The sequence below is a fragment of the Eggerthella sp. BIOML-A1 genome, assembly GCF_009875595.1.
Classification (GTDB): Bacteria; Actinomycetota; Coriobacteriia; order Coriobacteriales; family Eggerthellaceae; genus Eggerthella; species Eggerthella lenta.
Genome location: NZ_WWRZ01000009.1, coordinates 110,361 through 127,225, shown reverse-complemented (window position 1 = coordinate 127,225; position 16,865 = coordinate 110,361). Strand labels below are relative to the sequence as shown.

General features: G+C 66.8%; 16 protein-coding genes and 2 riboswitches. Of the genes, 6 read left to right on the top strand and 10 right to left on the bottom strand.

Going from position 1 to position 16,865, the window contains the following annotated elements; genetic code table 11:
- Positions 1-31 precede the first annotated feature (31 nt).
- A riboswitch (adenosylcobalamin (AdoCbl) riboswitch) is annotated at positions 32-176 on the bottom strand.
- 99 nt (positions 177-275) lie between these two features.
- The 3 genes from GT590_RS12095 to GT590_RS12085 are packed head-to-tail and all read right to left on the bottom strand — an operon-like array spanning position 276 to position 3,665.
- Positions 276-1,469 carry an ABC transporter permease gene (locus GT590_RS12095; RefSeq protein ID WP_009304842.1) on the bottom strand — a complete coding sequence of 398 codons (1,194 nt, stop codon included), beginning with the start codon at positions 1,467-1,469 and terminating at the stop codon, positions 276-278.
- Positions 1,466-2,182: an ABC transporter ATP-binding protein gene (locus tag GT590_RS12090; protein ID WP_114557944.1), complete on the bottom strand. Its 717-nt coding sequence runs from the start codon at positions 2,180-2,182 to the stop codon at positions 1,466-1,468. The genes GT590_RS12095 and GT590_RS12090 overlap by 4 nt, the downstream gene beginning before the upstream one ends.
- Before the next feature lie 4 nt (positions 2,183-2,186).
- The gene (locus GT590_RS12085; RefSeq protein ID WP_114557945.1) at positions 2,187-3,665 is read right to left on the bottom strand and encodes an efflux RND transporter periplasmic adaptor subunit; all 1,479 of its coding nucleotides are present in this window, start codon (positions 3,663-3,665) and stop codon (positions 2,187-2,189) included.
- A gap of 216 nt (positions 3,666-3,881) precedes the next feature.
- Here GT590_RS12085 and GT590_RS12080 point away from each other — a divergent pair, with 216 nt between their 5' ends.
- Positions 3,882-4,280 carry an MGMT family protein gene (locus tag GT590_RS12080; protein WP_114551472.1) on the top strand — a complete coding sequence of 133 codons (399 nt, stop codon included), beginning with the start codon at positions 3,882-3,884 and terminating at the stop codon, positions 4,278-4,280.
- Positions 4,277-4,801, top strand: coding sequence for a cob(I)yrinic acid a,c-diamide adenosyltransferase (locus GT590_RS12075; RefSeq protein WP_229068673.1), 525 nt, complete (start codon positions 4,277-4,279; stop codon positions 4,799-4,801). The genes GT590_RS12080 and GT590_RS12075 overlap by 4 nt, the downstream gene beginning before the upstream one ends.
- On the opposite strand, the gene GT590_RS12070 is transcribed toward GT590_RS12075, so the two are convergent.
- The 7 genes from GT590_RS12070 to GT590_RS12040 all read right to left on the bottom strand — a co-directional run bounded on the left by GT590_RS12070 (position 4,798) and on the right by GT590_RS12040 (position 13,066).
- On the bottom strand, positions 4,798-5,286 hold the full coding sequence (locus GT590_RS12070) for a hypothetical protein (RefSeq protein ID WP_114551471.1): 489 nt from the start codon (positions 5,284-5,286) through the stop codon (positions 4,798-4,800). The genes GT590_RS12075 and GT590_RS12070 overlap by 4 nt on opposite strands.
- A 5-nt stretch (positions 5,287-5,291) precedes the next feature.
- A complete protein-coding gene (locus GT590_RS12065; RefSeq protein ID WP_229068675.1) occupies positions 5,292-5,636 on the bottom strand; it encodes a hypothetical protein in 345 nt (114 codons plus the stop codon).
- Between the two features lie 197 nt (positions 5,637-5,833).
- The gene (locus GT590_RS12060) at positions 5,834-7,540 is read right to left on the bottom strand and encodes an NAD(P)/FAD-dependent oxidoreductase (protein WP_114551470.1); all 1,707 of its coding nucleotides are present in this window, start codon (positions 7,538-7,540) and stop codon (positions 5,834-5,836) included.
- The gene (locus GT590_RS12055; RefSeq protein ID WP_240129891.1) at positions 7,533-8,885 is read right to left on the bottom strand and encodes an NAD(P)/FAD-dependent oxidoreductase; all 1,353 of its coding nucleotides are present in this window, start codon (positions 8,883-8,885) and stop codon (positions 7,533-7,535) included. The genes GT590_RS12060 and GT590_RS12055 overlap by 8 nt, the downstream gene beginning before the upstream one ends.
- Before the next feature lie 465 nt (positions 8,886-9,350).
- Complete coding sequence (locus tag GT590_RS12050) at positions 9,351-10,766, bottom strand: sodium:alanine symporter family protein (RefSeq protein WP_114551484.1); 1,416 nt, start codon at positions 10,764-10,766, stop codon at positions 9,351-9,353.
- 249 nt (positions 10,767-11,015) lie between these two features.
- Positions 11,016-12,464 (bottom strand): sodium:alanine symporter family protein, encoded by a 1,449-nt coding sequence (locus GT590_RS12045; RefSeq protein ID WP_021410375.1) that lies wholly within the window; start codon positions 12,462-12,464, stop codon positions 11,016-11,018.
- A 104-nt stretch (positions 12,465-12,568) separates the two neighbouring features.
- Positions 12,569-13,066, bottom strand: coding sequence for an L-2-amino-thiazoline-4-carboxylic acid hydrolase (locus GT590_RS12040; RefSeq protein WP_009304861.1), 498 nt, complete (start codon positions 13,064-13,066; stop codon positions 12,569-12,571).
- Between the two features lie 197 nt (positions 13,067-13,263).
- Positions 13,264-13,440: riboswitch (FMN riboswitch) on the top strand.
- A 138-nt stretch (positions 13,441-13,578) separates the two neighbouring features.
- On the opposite strand from GT590_RS12040, the gene GT590_RS12035 reads away from it, so the two are divergent.
- The 4 genes from GT590_RS12035 to GT590_RS12020 are packed head-to-tail and all read left to right on the top strand — an operon-like array spanning position 13,579 to position 16,852.
- Positions 13,579-14,184 carry an ECF transporter S component gene (locus tag GT590_RS12035; RefSeq protein ID WP_009304862.1) on the top strand — a complete coding sequence of 202 codons (606 nt, stop codon included), beginning with the start codon at positions 13,579-13,581 and terminating at the stop codon, positions 14,182-14,184.
- Between the two features lie 4 nt (positions 14,185-14,188).
- A complete protein-coding gene (locus tag GT590_RS12030) occupies positions 14,189-15,010 on the top strand; it encodes an energy-coupling factor transporter ATPase (protein ID WP_009304863.1) in 822 nt (273 codons plus the stop codon).
- The gene (locus GT590_RS12025; RefSeq protein ID WP_021410378.1) at positions 14,986-16,065 is read left to right on the top strand and encodes an energy-coupling factor transporter ATPase; all 1,080 of its coding nucleotides are present in this window, start codon (positions 14,986-14,988) and stop codon (positions 16,063-16,065) included. The genes GT590_RS12030 and GT590_RS12025 overlap by 25 nt, the downstream gene beginning before the upstream one ends.
- Positions 16,058-16,852 carry an energy-coupling factor transporter transmembrane protein EcfT gene (locus GT590_RS12020; protein ID WP_009608820.1) on the top strand — a complete coding sequence of 265 codons (795 nt, stop codon included), beginning with the start codon at positions 16,058-16,060 and terminating at the stop codon, positions 16,850-16,852. Before GT590_RS12025 ends, GT590_RS12020 begins: the two co-directional genes overlap by 8 nt.
- Positions 16,853-16,865: the final 13 nt, after the last annotated feature.

The following is a 16,865-nucleotide window of genomic DNA, read 5'->3' as shown; positions in this document are numbered from 1 at the left end:
CGCAGACAAGCCGAGGGCGCTCGGGCCCGACGGGTAGCGCTCGCGGTAACTCGCCGCTTGCGCACACACGCTTCTCGGTCGGTATTCTGGCTGATCGGCAAGACCGAAACACAGTGGCGGTACCGTGCGGGATTCTCACCCGGCTTCCCACGATCCGAGACGTCTTCTTCATGCTTGATGCATTCTACCATCTCTTAGGTCGGCGAACGACGCGAAAGGGGCGGCAACCTCCGAGCTTGCCGCCCGCCGGCCGCCTGGCGGCCGGCGGCGTGCGCTTACTGGTAGCGCAGGGACTCCACCGGGTCGAGCTTGGCGGCGCGGCGAGCCGGGTAGTAGCCGAACACGACGCCGATAAGCACGCACACGGCCACGGCGCCGAACACCACGCCCGGCGCGAGCACCGGCGTGACGGTCATGCCCGCCTGCACCGCCCCGATCACCTGGCCCAGCCCGAACGCCGCCAGGAAGCCGAATAGGATGCCGAACGCGCCGCCCGCCACGCACAGCATGATAGCCTCGAGCAAGAACTGCTTCGTGATGTCGCGACGACGCGCCCCGAGCGACTTGCGCAGGCCGATCTCGCGGATGCGCTCGGTGACGTTGGTCAGCATCATGTTCATGATGCCGATGCCGCCCACGAACAGCGAGATGGACGCGACCGAGCCCATGAGCAGCGAGAACGACGTCATCATCGTTTCCATCTGCTTGATGACGGCGTCGAGCGACGACACGTACACGTTCTCGGGCTCCAGATTGAAGTACTGCGCCACAAAGGTCTGCGTCGTCTCGACGAGCCGATCCATGTCGGTGCCCTCGCGCGCGAAGCCGACGATCTGTTGGATGCCGCTCGCATTGCCGATGCGCGTCTCCACCGTGGTGTAAGGCGCGTAGAACGTCCCTCCGCCGCCCATGAAGGACGAGGTTTCCAACACGCCGATCACCGTGTAGTCGTCGTTGCCCAGGCGCACCGTCTTCCCCACCGCCTCGGTGTCGGGGACGCCGAGCATCTGCACGGTCATCTCACCGCCGCCCATCACCACGAGGCGCGCGGCGTTCTGCTCCTCGCTCTCGGTGAAGAAGCGGCCCTCCTTAAGCTTCGTCCCGTTCGCCGTGAAGTAATCGGGACGCGCGCCGATGACCGTGGCGTGGTTTTTCTGGCCGTCGGCCATCGTGATCTCGGCCGATGCGTACGAGGCACCTGTGATGACCTCGTATTCCGGCATCCCCTGCTCCAGCTTGTCCAGGTCGTCGAACGTGATGCCCTGCGGCGAGTAGGCGCTGATGGACACCTGGCGCGCTTGGGACAGCCCCATCTCGCCCATGAGCATGTTCTGCACGCCCGCGATGAGCGAGGTCATGGCGATGACGGCCGCGATGCCGATGACGATACCGAGTATGGTGAGGAACGAACGGCCCTTGTTCGCGGACAGCGCGTGCCAGGTCTCGTAGAACAGATCGCCTATCTTCATGGGCGCGCCCCTTCCCGACCGGCGGCGCACGGCTGCGGGCCCTCGTACAGTCGCCCGTCGCGGATGTGCACCACGCGGTCGGCGTGGGCAGCCACGTCGGGCTCGTGCGTGATGAGTACGATGGTCTTGCCCGCGTCGCGCAGGCGCTTGAACGTGTTCAGCACCATGTCGCCCGTGGCCGTGTCGAGGTTGCCGGTGGGCTCGTCGGCCAGGATGAGCGCCGGATCGTTCACGAGGGCGCGGGCGATAGCGACGCGCTGCATCTGGCCGCCCGACAGCTCGTTGCTGCGATGGTCGTACAGCCGCTCGTCCAGCGACACGCTGCGTAGCGCCGCGTGCGCCCGCAGCTCGCGCTCCTTGCGCGGGCAGGCCGTGTAGATGAGCGGCAGCACCACGTTGCGCAGCACGGTGGCGCGCGGAAGCAGGTTGAACGACTGGAACACGAAACCCAGGCGCGTGGCGCGGATCTCGGCCAGCTCGTCCTCGCGATAGTCGGCAACGTCGATACCCTCCAGCAGGTAACGGCCGCGCGTGGGCGTGTCGAGGCAGCCAAGCAGGTTCATGAGCGTCGACTTGCCCGATCCCGAGGGTCCCATGATGGCTAGGAACTCGCCTTGCGCCACCGACAGCGTCACGCCGCGCAGGGCATGGGTGTAGCCTGAAGCGCTCTCGTAGATGCGATGCAGGTCGACGGCTTCCACGACGTATCCCATAGCGCTACCCCACCGCAACGGCGGCGGAATCGGCCGAGGCAGCGCCATCGACCGCCATGCCCATGCCGTCCGGCGCGCCGCCCATGCCGCCGCTCACGACCACTTCGTCGCCGGCTTTCAACCGGCCCTTCACGACGGACGTAAGACCGTCGGACGCGACCACCTCGACTTCGCGCATCTCCGTTCCCTGCGTCTCAGGATCGGTGAGCACCATGACGAAACTGCCGTCCGCACCATCGGACTGCACGGCCGAGATGGGCACCTTGAGCGCGTTCTCGATGGTGGTCGTGGTGATGGTGGCCTTGGCGGTCATGCCGGGCTTGAGGCGCGGGTCGGGCTCGGCGATGAGCAGCTTCACCGCGTACGTGACCGCGCCGCCCATGCCGCCGTACATGGCACCACCTGCCGCGTCGCCGGAGCCGGCCGATGTGGTGGCGATGCTGACCACAGTGGCGGGCAGCGTGAGGTCGGGGGCCGCGGTGAACGCGACCTCGGCGGTTTGGTCGGCGGTGATCTTGAGGATGTCGATCTCGTTCACGTTGATGGAGACGGTCATCTGCGACAGATCGGCGATCTGCACCGGCGAGGCGGCTGCATTCGCCGTCGCGCCCAGCGCCTTGCCGGGCTCGATGTTAACCGCGACGACGCTTCCCGCGATGGACGCCGTGACGGTGCGCTTGGCGGCGCGCGCGACGGCCTCGTCATAGGCGCTCTGGGCGTTCTGCAGCGCCAGGTTCGCGCTGCTGAGCGCCAGCTCGGCGTTGCGAATGGCGGAATCGGCGCCGGCCTCGTCGAAGGAGGCGCCCGACGCGTCGGAAGCCGGTGTTGCCGCGCCCGCTTCCTTGGCGGCTGCGGCGGCGGCCTGCGCCTGCTCCTGAGCCCGAGCCGCCTCCTGTTGGCCGGCGGACTTGGCATGGTAGGCATCGTTCACAGCGTTCTGAGCTTGGGCGACGCCGTTTTTGGCCTCTTCGATGCCCTGGGCAGCCTGCTTCACGGCCTTGTCCAGATCGTCGTTGACCACCGTGAACAGCGTCTGGCCCTCGGCCACCGCATCGCCTTCGGCTACCAGCACCTCGCCCACGATACCGTCAACCTCGGACGTGGCGCTCACCGAGGCGACGGGCTGCAGGTTGCCGGAAGCCGACACCGTTTCGACGAACGTGCCCTGCTCGACGAAGGCCGTCTGCGGCGCCATATTCTCCAGCGCCTTGGCCGCCTGATCGGCGGAATACCAGGCGAACGCGCCGCCCGCCACGGCGAGCACCGCCACCGCGGACACGATGCCCACGACGATCTTGCGTTTGCGCTGCTTCTTGCGCTTCGCCTTGAGATCGTTGAACGCCCGCATGTCGGCGAGCGCCTCGGCGTCGACGAGATCGGTTGGCCTTGGAAAGCTCCCAATTGCATCGAAGGCGCTCGACTGAGCGCTCAAAGGCTCGGCGCCATCCGAGCCCCCCGGACGACGGTTGCTGATCGGACCCATCTACTACCTCCCGTGCGAAAGAAGCGGGGGCGGTTCTCGAGGAACAGCCGTGCCTCAATCATAAGGGGGATCGTAGGAAAAGGGAACCCGCAATCGTCTGTTCGTTTCGTGCTCGCGCCAGACAAGCGTCAACGGCGGCGCGCAAGGCTCACGCGCCGTACAAGGTTGCCGTATACTGAAGCGAAACCACGGGCGGAAGCGAGGAGCGAAGAAGGCATGGGAGATTTCTCCGACAGGGTGTTCAAGGTGGTGCGGCGCATACCGCGCGGGAAGGTGGCCACGTACGGGCAAGTGGGGCGGCTCATCGGAGCGCCGCGGTCGGCGCGCTACGTGGGATATGCGCTGCGCGCGAACCCCGAGCCGGGCGCCGAGGTCAACAGCATCCCCTGCCACCGCGTGGTGTTCAAGGACGGGGGCCTGTGCAAGGGGTTCGCCTTCGGAGGCCCCGAGGTTCAGCGCGAGATGCTGGAAGCGGAAGGGGTCGCGTTCGCCGACGATGCGCACGTGGACATGGGCGCCTGCCTGTGGGACGGCCGCATGGACGACGCCGACGACCCGACGCTGCCCATGGCGCCGCCCGAGGACTTCGATTGGGAACGGGAGCTGGGAGCATGACGATGGAGCAGGGATACGTGCAGGTGTACACCGGCGACGGCAAGGGCAAGACCACGGCTGCCGTCGGATTGGCGATGCGGGCCGCTGCTGCTAACCTGCGCGTGTGCTTCTGCCAGTTCATGAAGTGCGGCCCCACCGGCGAACTCGACGCGTTTCGCCTGTTCGGCGATCTCATTGCGTGCGAACAGTTCGGAACGGGCGACGAGTTGAGCGCACCCGATGCGACGGCGGACGCGCAGGCGGCGAAGCGGGGCCTGGCCGTCGCGCGCAACATGATGCTGAGCGGCGCGTACGACGTGGTGGTGCTCGACGAGGCGAACGTCGCCGACAGCCTGGGCTATTTCGGGCCCGACGCGCTGGTGGACCTCGTGCTCGAACGGCCCGAGAACGTTGAGCTCGTCGTCACGGGCCGCGGAGCAAGCGACACGCTCACAGCCGTCGCCGACCTCGTCACCGAGATGCGCGAAGTGAAGCACTACTACGAGGAGGGCGTCCTCGCCCGCCGCGGCATCGAGTTCTAGCAGCGAAGGTCGAGCAACGAGCAATTGCGCGCATGGTTGAAGTTTATGCAAGCCGGATTGATCATCTGAGCTGCGCAAGCTAACGACCCATCCGCAGTAACAAGCACCTGGTCCGCATCGACAAGCGCCAACAGCGCGCAGTCGGCGACGCCGAGAAAAGAATACTCGCTTCGTCGAATCGCGATCAAGCTTTCGACGTAACGCTCTTCGATCCGCTTGAGATGCCCCGATTCGAGCAGCGCCGCCAAGGCTCGGGCCTCCGGTTCGTTCCTGCCGTGGCCGTTGCGCCCGCACAATAGGTTCGAACACTCAGTAACCACATTGGGCGTGACAAGGAGTTCTTTGAAACCGGAAAGCATCTTGCACAGCATGCGAAAATCATCTGCACGATAATCTTTCACGAACTTTTTCCGTCCAAGACTTCGTTGATCGCAGGAACCGGCAAGAAGCAAGAGCAGTATATTGGCGTCCAGTATCGCTTTCATATCGACTACTCGTACGAAATGACGCTGCCATCCTCATTGGATATCGTCACCGTTTTGAACGTTCGAGCCCCTTGGAGAGGCGTGCGCTCCCAAACCGACGACAACGGAGGGATGGCGTCGATCCCGCCGCGATCGAAGTCCCGAACGAAGCCGACTCCTATCTCCCAATGGTTACGCGCATCATCGAAACGCGTTGATTCGATTGCGAATCCCGACTTGGAAAGAAACTCCGACAGACTCTTCGGGTTCATAACGGTCTCGATATCCGCCGTGTAAGCCGCTGCCTTCTTCGCAGCCTCTTTCACATCCATCGCTTGCCCCTCTCGATCCAAAAGAACACTCGATCCCATGACGGCCTCCCTCACTATAGCATCCTCAGCGCACCTGCTCCACGTTCTTAGTATAGAGGGCCCGTCTCACGTTTCGATGGCGCAGATCTAGCGAAAAGCACCACGGAACCTTATGCGGATCCGACGCGAATCCAACGCGGTTTCCACGAAAGCAGCCTTCGTTTCCAACGCGGATTCGACAGGATTCCAACGCGGATCTAGCGCGATTCGAACGCGTCCGCGAGGACGCGGGCCACGCGCAGGCCGTCGCAGGCGGCGCTCATGATGCCGCCGGCATAGCCCGCGCCCTCGCCGCAGGGGTAGAGGCCGCTTTCGGGCGCGTCGTCGGGCGCGCCTTCCACCCGCGCTTGCAGCGCGTCGTCGCGCACGATGCGCACGGGGCTCGAGCTGCGCGTCTCCACGCCGGTCATCACCGCGTCCTCGTCCGCGAACCCGTGCAGCCGACGATCGAGCAGGGGCAGGGCTTCGGCGATGGCGTCGGCCGCGAATCCAGGCAGGCACTGTCGCAGGTCGCACCAGGCCACACCGCGCGCGTACGTCGGCCGTACCTTCGCGCTCGCGCCGCCGGCGCGTCCGGCCAGGAAATCCCCCACCGTCTGCGCCGGAGCCTGGTACGCGGCGCCGCCTGCGACGATGACCGCGCGATACGCCGCCTGCTCCATGCGCCGCTGCAGCTCGACGCCCGCCAGAGGATGGTCGCTCCCGAAGTCCTCAGGTCCCACGCCCACGAGCAGCGCCGCGTTCGCGTTCGATCCGTCGCGCGCGAAACGGCTCATGCCGTTCACCACGACGCCGCCCTCCTCGCTGGCGGCGCACACCACCTCGCCGCCGGGGCACATGCAGAACGTGTAGACGCCGCGCCCGCTCGGCAGGTGCGCGGACAGCTTGTAGTCGGCGGCCCCCAGCGCCGGATGCGCGGCGGCGTCGCCGTACTGCGCCCGGTTCACCGCCTCCTGGGAATGCTCGATGCGCACGCCCACCGAGAACGGCTTCTGCTCCATCGTCACGCCCGCCGCGTGCACGGCCTCAAACGTATCGCGCGCCGAATGCCCGCAGGCCAGAACCACGCGCCGCGCCGCCATCCGCTCCGCCGCGCCCGTGCGCCCGTCGAGCACGTCGACGTCCGCCACCGCGCCGCCCGCGAAACGCACGCCCGCAAACTGCACATGGAAGCGCACCTCGCCGCCCGCGTCCCCGATCTGGCGGCGCATCGTGCGCACCACGTCCACCAGCAGATCGGTGCCGATATGCGGCTTCGCCTGCCAAAGGATCTCCTCGGGCGCGCCGGCGTCCACGAACCAGCGCAGCACGTGGCGCGCCATCGGGTTCTTGATGTTCGTGGTCAGCTTTCCGTCCGAGAACGTGCCCGCGCCGCCCTCGCCGAACTGGATGTTCGTCTGCGGGTTCAGGTCACCGCCCGTCGCGAACGCATCCACCGCGGCCAGGCGCTCGTCCACGTCGCCGCCGCGCTCGAGCACGAGCGGCCGCAGCCCGGCCCGCGCCAGGTAGAGCGCGCAGAACAGCCCGGCAGGCCCCGCGCCCACCACGATCGGGCGCGGCTCGCCGGCTTTCGCGGCCTTCGCAGCTAGCGAGGGAACGTCGAGCGGCTCGTACGGCTCGTGGCGTTTCACGTGCGTTCCCACGATCGCCCCAGCGCCGCCGCGCGCGATGGCGGCCGCAAGCGCTCGCTCTTCGGTGGCCTCGTCGAGCGGCTCCACGCCGAGCGTCGCCACGAAATGGACGTCGCGCTTCTTGCGCGCGTCCACGCTGCGCTTCGTGATGCGCACCGTGCGCACGTCGCCTTCCGCCACCCCCAGCGCCGCGGCCGCCGCCGCGCGCACGAGCGCCCCGCCCTCGGGCAGCCCCGCGTCAAGCGGCAACTTCACGTTCGAAACCTCAAGCATGATCGACCACCTCCTTCATCAGGCGCTCGGCGGCAGCGCGACCCGCCAGCATGCCGCTAGCCCACGCCCAATGCAGGTTGTAGCCGCCGCAGGGCGCGTCCACGTCCAGCGCCTCGCCCACCACGTGCAGGCCCGGCATCGTGCGCGATGCGCACGAGCGCGGATCGAACGCCTCCACCGCGAATCCGCCGCGCCGCACCTGGCACTGTCGCGGCTCGCCGACGCCTCGGACCTCGAGCGCGAGTCCTTTGAGCGCTGCCGTGAGCGGCGCGGCATCGCGCTTCCCGAACGACCCTTCGGCGCGCAGCCCGGCCGCCTTCAGCACGCCACGACCCACCGCCGGCAGCACCATGCCGCGCAGCACGTCGTCGCCCGTGCACGATCCAGCGCGCGCGAACAGGCGCGATCGGCGCTCCAGCAGCAGCTGCTCGAGCATCGGTGCGTCCATCCGCGGCAGCAGGTCGATGCGCAGCATGTCGCCCGCCTCGGCGAACCTCGACAGGTTGAACACCGCGATGCCCGACACGCCGTAGTCACGGAACAGCACCTCGCCCTCCTCGCGCGCCTTGGCATCGCCGTCGGGCGACATGAGCGAGATCGCGCAGCGCACGCGGATGTTGTTGAGCGCCTTCACCAGGCGGGAGTCGGTGCGCAGCGGCCCCAGCACCGGGCGCGGCTCCGTCGCCTCGAAGCCCTCGGGCAGCAAGCCGCGCGCCGTGCGACCTCCCGTGGCCACGATGACCGTCTCCGCATGGCGCACCGCTCCGCCGGCGAAACGAACATGAAAGCGATCGCCCGCATGGGACGGCGGATCGATGCGCACCGCCTCGCAGCCGCACAGCTCGCGAACGCCCGCGTCCCGCGCGCCCGCGCGCAGCACGTCCAGCACGCTGGCAGCCTTGTTCGCCAGCGGGTACAGACGGCCTTCGCCCTCTTCGCGCCACACGAGCCCCAAGCCTGCGAAGAACGCGTGCACCGGATCGGGGCAGACGGCATCGGAGGAAAGGGCCGCGTCCGTTGAGCGGACGGCTTTCTCGCGTCCGGGCTCTTCGCATCCGTCCGCATGCCCGCCCTGAGCGCGCAGCTGGGCCAGCGCCGCGCCGACGAATCCGGCGTTTCGGTAGAGCCCCGCATCGACACGGGCGTTCGAGAAGTTGCACCGCCCGTTTCCCGTGGCCAAGATGGAGCGGCCCACGCGCTCGTCGGCCTCGCACACCGTCACCTCGACGGCGTGCGCACCGCCGTCCGCGCCCACGCGCACGCCGTGAGCACGCAGCGCGTCGGTCGCAGCCACCGCCGCCGCGAGACCCGCCGCGCCGCCGCCTATGATCATCAGTTTCTTCATGTCCGCCATGATACCGCATCGCATGCGCGTTGGGAGCAAATCGAGGGCCATGGCAATCGGAACGGCCTCGCCCGCCCTGAAATGTCAGATCGAGAAAATCCCACCTGGGGTTTTCTCGGAAGAACGGAGGATGAGCGCGCGTTTCAGGCCGCAGAATTGTCATGGCATTCGATTTGCGCTCACGACATCCGCAGCCCCCTTCGCCCTTCTATGCCGTAGGCGAAGGCCGATTCTGCGATCTCGCGCGCACGCGCATGGCACAAAGCGAACGCTAGGCTTCATTCTGTGCCAACGACAGGCCGGCCAGACCGCACGCTGGAAGAGCCCCGAACGCCGGACAGGCCACACGCCGGTATCGCCCCGAACGCGGCCAGACCACACGCCGGTATCGCGCCTCGAACGCGAAAGGGCCCCGGCATCTTTCGACACCGGGGCCCTCGCCGTCGCGCTATCCGCGCGCAGGCGCTACTTCGATTCCAACACCGGAATGGGCGTCTCGTCCGTCTCCTCGAGGTTCTTGTCCCACACGTAGTGCTTCGTCTCGCGCGCGATCAAGCCCGACAGCAGCAGCACCACGATGATGTTCGGAACGGCCATCAGGGCGTTCGTGATGTCCGAGATGGTCCACACCAAATCGCCGATGCCGATGGCGCCCAAGAACGCCACGACGACGTACAGCACCTGGTAGGGACGGATGGCGCGCTTGCCGAACAGGTACGTGACGCAGCGGTTGCCGTAGTACGACCAGCCCAGGATGGTGGTGTAGGCGAACAGGATCATGCCGATGACCAGAATGGGCGTGCCGATGTAGGGAATGGAGGCGAACGCCGCGCTGGTGAGGTCGGCGCCGGCCGAGATCTGGCCGCTCTCCATGATGCCGGGGTTCGCGATCATCGTGGACACCAGCACGATGCCCGTGAGCGCGCAGATGACCACGGTGTCCCAGAACGTGCCCGTCATGGACACGAGCGCCTGGCGCGCCGGGTTGCGCGTGGAAGCCGCGGACGCCACGATGGGCGCCGAGCCCAGGCCCGACTCGTTGGAGAACAGGCCGCGCGCGCAGCCGAACTGAAGCGCCATCATGAGGCCGGAGCCCACGGCGCCGCCGAACGCGGCCCTCGGCGTGAAGGCGCACTCGAAGATCAGGCAGATGGCAGGCCACACGAACTCCCAGTTCATGCCGATGATGACGATGCAGCCCCACGCGTAGGCGATGGCCATGAACGGCACGAGCTTCTCGCACACCTTCGAGATGATCTTGATGCCTCCGAAGATGACCAGGGACACCATGATAACGATGGCCAGGCCGATGCCCCAGGTGGGCACGCCGGGCGCGTTCGACGTGATGATGCCGGTCATGGCACTGGACTGCACCGCCGAGCCGATGCCGAACGAGGCGACGGCCGCGAACAGCGCGAACGCGCCCGCTCCCAAGAGGCCCCACCACGGCGCCTTGCCGTCCTTCTCGAACGCGCGGCGCCACGCGTACATCGCGCCGCCCAGCATGTTGCCGTTGTGATCCTTTACGCGGTACTTCACGGCGGCGAACGTTTCGGAGTACTTCGTGGCCATGCCGAACACGCCGGTCAGCCACATCCACAGCACCGCGCCCGGGCCGCCGGCCAAAATGGCGGTGCCCACGCCCACGATGTTGCCGGTGCCGATGGTGGCCGACAGCGCCGTGGTCAGCGCGCCGAACTGGCTGATGTCACCCGGCGCGTCCGGATCCTTCGTCACCGACAGCTTGATAGCCGTGGGCAGCTTGCGCTGGATGAACCCGGTGCGAAACGTCAGGAACAGGTGCGATCCCAGCAAAAGCACGATCATCGGCGGACCCCACACGAAGGCGTCGATGTCGCCGATGAACTGGATGATATCCATGCACATCCCCTCTCTTCTCTTGTACAACGAATCCCCTTGCGAGAGAAAGAGCCTGCGCCGAAGCAGATTCCGGACGCCTCCGGCACACGACGAAGCCGTTTCGGCAGAGGTACTTTCGCACGCTAAAGTAGTCGGATTATAGCGACGCGGCGCTTTACGGTTCGTCAACAAAGGGAAAATCGTCCGCGAGCGGCATCGATAGGCATGCAAAACGACCGCCCCCGAGAAGATCGGCGAGGAAGGACCCGGCTACTTCCCTTCCAGCTGCGGGATGGGCGCGTCATCGGGCTCGTCAAGGTTGCCGTCGTAGACATAGTGGCGCGTCTCGCGCGCGATCATGCCGCTGAGCAGCAGCACGACCACGATGTTGGGAATGGCCATCAGCGCGTTGCCGATGTCCGAGATCGTCCACACTATGTCGCCCACGCCGATGGCGCCGAGGAAAGCCACGGCCACGTAGACCACCTGGTAGGGGCGGATGGCGTAGCGGCCGAACAGATACGTGATGCACCGGTTTCCATAGTACGACCAGCCCAGGATGGTGGTGTAGCTGAACGCCACCATGCCCAGCACCAGGATGGGCGTGCCGATGTAGGGGATCTTCGAGAACGCCTCGCTGGCCAGCATCGCGCCGGAGTAGACGGTGGGATTCGCCAGGATGTCGGAGGCGATATCGGGGTTCGCCAGCATCGTGGACACCAGCACGATGCCCGTGAGCGCGCAGATGACCACGGTGGACCAGAAGGTGCCGGTCATCGCCACAAGCGCCTGCTGCGCCGGGTTGCGCGTGGAAGCCGCGGACGCCACGATGGGCGCCGAGCCCAGACCCGACTCGTTGGAGAACAATCCGCGCGCGCAGCCGAACTGCAGCGCCATCATGATGCCGGAGCCCACGGCGCCACCGAACGCGGCCTTCGAAGTGAACGCGCATTCCAGGATAAGGCCCAGCGCGTCGCCGACCAGCGCCCAATTGAACGCGAGGATGACGAGGCAGCCGCCCGCATAGGCCACGGCCATGATGGGGACGAGGCGCTCGCACACCTTCGAGATGGACTGCACGCCGCCGAAGATGACCACCGACACCAGCACCACGATGATCACGCCGACGATCCACGCGGGCACGTCCACGTTCGAGGTGATGATGCCGGACATGGCCGACGCCTGCACGGCCGAACCGGTTCCAATGGCCGCGATGGCCGCGAACGCGGCGAACGCCACAGCGCCGAGCTTCGCCCACCAGGGGGTATGCCCGCCGGGGCTGGGATCGCGCTTGCCCTCGGCGTTGCGCCTGAACGCGCGCTCCCAAATGTACATGGCACCGCCCAGCATGGCGCCGTTGTGGTCGCGCACGCGGTACTTCACGGCCGCGTACACCTCGGCGTACTTCGTCGCGATGCCGAACACGCCGGTGATCCACATCCAGAACACCGCGCCCGGCCCGCCCGCGAGAATGGCCGTGGCCACGCCCACGATGGAGCCGGTGCCGATGGTGGCCGCCAGCGCCGTGGCCAGCGCGCCGAAGTGGCTGATGTCGCCTTTGCCCTCCGGGTCGCTCGATAGCGACAGCTTGATGGCCTGCGGCAGCTTGCGCTGGATGAACCCCGTCTTGAAGGTGAAGAACAGATGCGACCCCAGCAGAAGCGCGATCATCGCGGGGCCCCATACGAATGCGTCGATGGTGTTGAGTAGCTCGAACATAATTCCGCTATTCTACCCCGGAGTTCGCCCGATCAGGAAAAACAACGCCTGCCGTCCACAAACGGTTACCCTCTCGCGCGCGACGACGCTTTTGACGGCTCGCTTCAGCGATGGTAGATGAGGTGGCAGACGTCGTCGCCGCGGGCGATGGTCTTGGGGAGGTCGAGCTCGCAGCCGTAGGCCTCGCCGATGCCGCGGTCGCCGCACATGGCCCAGTCGCAAAGGTTGGAAATCTCCTCGTCGGTGCAGCCCTGCTTCTGCCACGCCTTCACGAGCGGACAGTAGTGGAACTCCAGCTCGAAGCGGTCGTCCTGCACGTCTTTGACGTCCATCTCGAACACCATCTGCGCCGGCTTGCCGAACAGGCCTTTCTTGAGGCTTTTCAGGCTGTTCGTGCCGCCGCCTTTCGCCACCAGCTCGGCGCCCTGGAACAGCCCGCAGCGTTTCACCGCCGCCGGAGCGAACGCGGCCGGGTCGGCGCCCGCCTTCGCCGCCTCGTCGGTGAGCAGGTACAGCCACAGCGCTCGATGCTCCAACAGCTCGCGAATGGCTTTGATGAGCGGGTTCTTGATGCGCGGCTCGTTGACCACTTTGCTTGCCATGACGTCTCCCCTTTCCGGCGCTTCCCTCTTCGTCGCAACGATTATACGGCATGCGAGGAGTTCGCACGAGGCGCGCGGGCGCGAAGCTCCGCCTCGGCACTTTCGGCCGCCCAACCCACAAAACCTGCGCATTGTCCCCCTGCTTTGCGCTGCACGGTTGCCATACGGCAACAAGGCGGCTACAATGCAGCGCATGGATTCTGTTTCAGGGCGAGGTGCAATTCCTCACTGGCGGTAATCCGGCCGTCGGCGAAACGCCGAGCGAGCCGGGAGTCCGCGACCCTGCGAACGCCTCCCGATAGGGAACGCGGTTGCAGGCTGATTCCGGTGCGATTCCGGAACCAACGGTATAGTCCGGATGGAAGAGGCAGAGATCCGCGTCGCCCGCGCCCCGCGTGCATCGGCGCGGACCCCAAGAAGCCTGTATGGAAGGAATTCATACGGGCTCGTTTTCTCTTTAGGCCGGAAAACCTGACCCGAACGTCACGGCCTGCAAAGAGAAAGGGGTTGCCATGACCGGCAACGCACCGGGCACGAACGCCCAGGACACGTACGAATTCACCAACACCAACAAGTGGGACACCCGCCAGCTCGTCACCATGGCGCTCATGTGCGCGATCGGCGTGCTGCTGTCGTTCGTGGAATTCCCGCTGCTACCAGGCGTCACATGGCTCAAATACGACGCCTCGGCCATGCCCGCCATGGTGTGCGGCTTCGCCTTCGGGCCCGCCGCCGGCCTCGCGGTGGGCATCGTGGGGGCCGTCATCCACGGCATCCTCATGGCGGATTTCTCGGGCGCCATCATGAACATCCTCGTGGTCACCGGCTTCATCCTGCCCGCCGCGCTCGTGTACCGCCGCTCGCGCACGTTCAAAAGCGGCGTCGTCGGCCTCGTGCTGAGCGCCGTCGCCGCCACCGTCATGGCCATCCTAGGCAACCTCGTGATCACGCCGATGTGGCTGGGCGTGCCGCTGGACGCGGTGGTGGCCATGATCCTGCCCATCCTCACGCCGTTCAACCTCGCGAAGGCGGGCATCAACGCGGTGCTCACACTCATCGTGTACAAGAGCATCTCCAATCTGATCACGCCCAAGAAGAAGCAGGTGAAGGGACGCTAGCCGCATGATCGAGTTCAAGGGAACAGGCTTCACGTACGACGGCGAGCGCTTCGTGCTGGACGGCGTGGACGCACGCATCGAGCGGGGCGAATTCGTGTGCATCCTGGGCGGCAACGGATCGGGCAAGTCGACGCTGGCCAAGCACGTCAACGCGCTGCTCGTGCCGGACGAGGGCAGCGTCACCGTGCTCGACCGCGACACGCGCGACGAGCGCTCCACCTACTTCATCCGCAGCAACGCCGGCATGGTGTTCCAGAACCCCGACGACCAGCTGGTGGCAAGCCTCATCGAAAACGACGTGGCCTTCGGCCCCGAGAACCTGGGCGTGCCCACCGACCAGCTGCGCCAGCGCGTGGCCGACGCGCTGGCCGACGTGGGGCTGCAGGGCTTCGACAAGCGCGAGACCGCGGCGCTGTCGGGCGGGCAGAAGCAACGCGTGGCCATCGCCGGCGTGCTGGCCATGGAGCCCGCCATCCTCATCCTGGACGAGGCCACGGCCATGCTGGACCCGCGCGGGCGCAAGGGTCTCATGCGCGTGTGCCGCGAGCTGCATGACCGCGGCATGACCGTGGTCATGATCACGCACTTCATGGAGGAGGCCGCGCAGGCCGACCGCGTCATCGTGCTGGAAGACGGCCACGTAGCCTGCGACGGCGCGCCTCAGGACGTGCTCGTACAGGCCGAGCTGCTGGAACGGCTGAACCTCGACCTGCCGTTCGCCGCCGAGCTTTCGCTGGAGCTGCAGCGGCGCGGCGTGCCCGTGGGCATGCACATCGAGACGACCACGTTGAAGGAGGAGCTGTGCCGATTGCTTTCGAAGGCGTAAGCTACTCGTACGCCGACCCCGCCCGCCAGGAGAAGCGGAAGTCGCGCGTGAAGCGCCGCCGCGAGGCGGGCGTGATCGAAGATCCCCCTTCTCTTGAACACGGAAAACCCGCCTGGGGCGCCGACCCCGACGCCGTCTGGGCGCTGCGCGACATCACGTTCGAGCTGGACGACGGCGAGTTCCTCGGCATCGCCGGGCATACGGGAAGCGGCAAGAGCACCCTCATCCAGCACATGAACGGCCTCGTGCATCCTACGCGCGGGCGCGTGCTGCTGGACGGGCAGGATCTGGCCGACAAGCGCGCGGCGCAGGCCTGCCGCGGCAAGGTGGGGCTCGTGTTCCAGTATCCCGAGTACCAGCTGTTCGCCGCCACCGTGCGCGAGGACGTGGCGTTCGGCCCCCGCAACCTGGGGCTTCCCGCCGACGAGGTTGATCGCCGCGTGGAAGCCGCTCTGGAAAGCGTGCGCCTCGACATCGCCGAGCTGGGCGACAAGAGCCCCTTCGAGCTGTCGGGCGGCCAGCAGCGCCGCGTGGCGTTCGCGGGCGTGCTGGCCATGGAGCCGCGCGTCCTCGTGCTGGACGAGCCGGTGGCCGGGCTCGACCCCGTGGCGCGCGAGGAGTTCCTCGACCTCATCGCCCAGCTGCATGCGGGCGGGCTGACCGTGGTCATGGTGTCGCACAGCATGGACGACCTCGCCCGCCTGTCCGACCGCGTGCTCGTGCTGAACGAGGGCCGGCAGTTCGCGTTCGGCTCGCCGGCCGAGGTGTTCGCGCACGGCGACGAGCTGCGCGCCATCGGCCTGGACGTCCCCGCCCCCCAGAAGCTCGCATCCGAGCTGCGCGAAGCCGGCGTGAACCTGCCCCGCGACCTCTACGACGTCGAAACCCTCGCCAACGACCTCGCAGCCGCCTTCAATTCCCAAGCGGAGACGGACACCGGCAAGGGCGGTTCCGTTCGGAGCGGCGAAGCGAAGGCTGCGCAGCTTCTGAGCGAAGCCGCTCCGGACGGAACCGCCCGCCCCGCAGGTGGGCGTTCGGAGCGTCATCATGCCTGACATCGCCGTCATCGGACGCTACTGGCCGGGCACGAGCCCGCTGCACCGCATGGACGCGCGCGCGAAGCTGCTGCTGGCGCTCGCGCTGATGGCCGTGGTGTTCGTCGCGCAGTCGTTTTGGGGGCTGGCGGTATGCGCAGCTTTCGTGTTCGGATTCTTCAAGCTGGCGGGCATTCCGTTGCGCTCGGCGTTCAAGTCCATCGCGCCGCTCGCGTTCATCGTGGTGGTCACCGCGCTGCTCAACGTGTTCTTCGTGCAGGGCGGCGCCGTGTTGTTCGAGTGGTGGATCATCCGCATCAGCGAGGCGGGCCTGTGGCAGGCGGCCTTCATCGCCTGCCGTTTGCTGCTGCTCTTGCTGGGCATGAGCCTGCTCACCTTGACCACCGCAACGCTCGACATAACCGACGCGTTCGAGTACCTGCTGCGCCCCTTTCGCCGCATCGGCGTGCCGGCGCACGAGCTTTCCATGATGATGGGAATCGCGTTGCGCTTCCTTCCCCAGTTCACCTTCGAGCTGCAAACCGTGTACCGCGCGCAGATCAGCCGCGGCGCCACTTTCTCGAAGGGACGCCTGCGCATGCTGGCATCGCTCATGGTGCCGCTGTTCACCAGCGCGTTCCGCCATGCGGAAACGCTGTCGTCGGCCATGGACGCGCGCTGCTATCACGGCGGCATCGGCCGCACGCGCCTGCATCCGCTAACGTTCACGCGCCTCGATCGCAACGGCACCCTCGTCATCGTCGCGATGCTGGCCTGCGTGATCGCAACCAATTTCATCCCTTGGTAAGATCGACCCGAAA

Coding starts and splice junctions, on each gene's coding strand:
- GT590_RS12095 (WP_009304842.1), bottom strand. CDS start 1,469: ATGAAGATAGGCGATCTGTTCTACGAGACCTGGCACGCGCTGTCCGCG.
- GT590_RS12090 (WP_114557944.1), bottom strand. CDS start 2,182: ATGGGATACGTCGTGGAAGCCGTCGACCTGCATCGCATCTACGAGAGC.
- GT590_RS12085 (WP_114557945.1), bottom strand. CDS start 3,665: ATGGGTCCGATCAGCAACCGTCGTCCGGGGGGCTCGGATGGCGCCGAG.
- GT590_RS12080 (WP_114551472.1), top strand. CDS start 3,882: ATGGGAGATTTCTCCGACAGGGTGTTCAAGGTGGTGCGGCGCATACCG.
- GT590_RS12075 (WP_229068673.1), top strand. CDS start 4,277: ATGACGATGGAGCAGGGATACGTGCAGGTGTACACCGGCGACGGCAAG.
- GT590_RS12070 (WP_114551471.1), bottom strand. CDS start 5,286: ATGAAAGCGATACTGGACGCCAATATACTGCTCTTGCTTCTTGCCGGT.
- GT590_RS12065 (WP_229068675.1), bottom strand. CDS start 5,636: ATGGGATCGAGTGTTCTTTTGGATCGAGAGGGGCAAGCGATGGATGTG.
- GT590_RS12060 (WP_114551470.1), bottom strand. CDS start 7,540: ATGCTTGAGGTTTCGAACGTGAAGTTGCCGCTTGACGCGGGGCTGCCC.
- GT590_RS12055 (WP_240129891.1), bottom strand. CDS start 8,885: ATGAAGAAACTGATGATCATAGGCGGCGGCGCGGCGGGTCTCGCGGCG.
- GT590_RS12050 (WP_114551484.1), bottom strand. CDS start 10,766: ATGGATATCATCCAGTTCATCGGCGACATCGACGCCTTCGTGTGGGGT.
- GT590_RS12045 (WP_021410375.1), bottom strand. CDS start 12,464: ATGTTCGAGCTACTCAACACCATCGACGCATTCGTATGGGGCCCCGCG.
- GT590_RS12040 (WP_009304861.1), bottom strand. CDS start 13,066: ATGGCAAGCAAAGTGGTCAACGAGCCGCGCATCAAGAACCCGCTCATC.
- GT590_RS12035 (WP_009304862.1), top strand. CDS start 13,579: ATGACCGGCAACGCACCGGGCACGAACGCCCAGGACACGTACGAATTC.
- GT590_RS12030 (WP_009304863.1), top strand. CDS start 14,189: ATGATCGAGTTCAAGGGAACAGGCTTCACGTACGACGGCGAGCGCTTC.
- GT590_RS12020 (WP_009608820.1), top strand. CDS start 16,058: ATGCCTGACATCGCCGTCATCGGACGCTACTGGCCGGGCACGAGCCCG.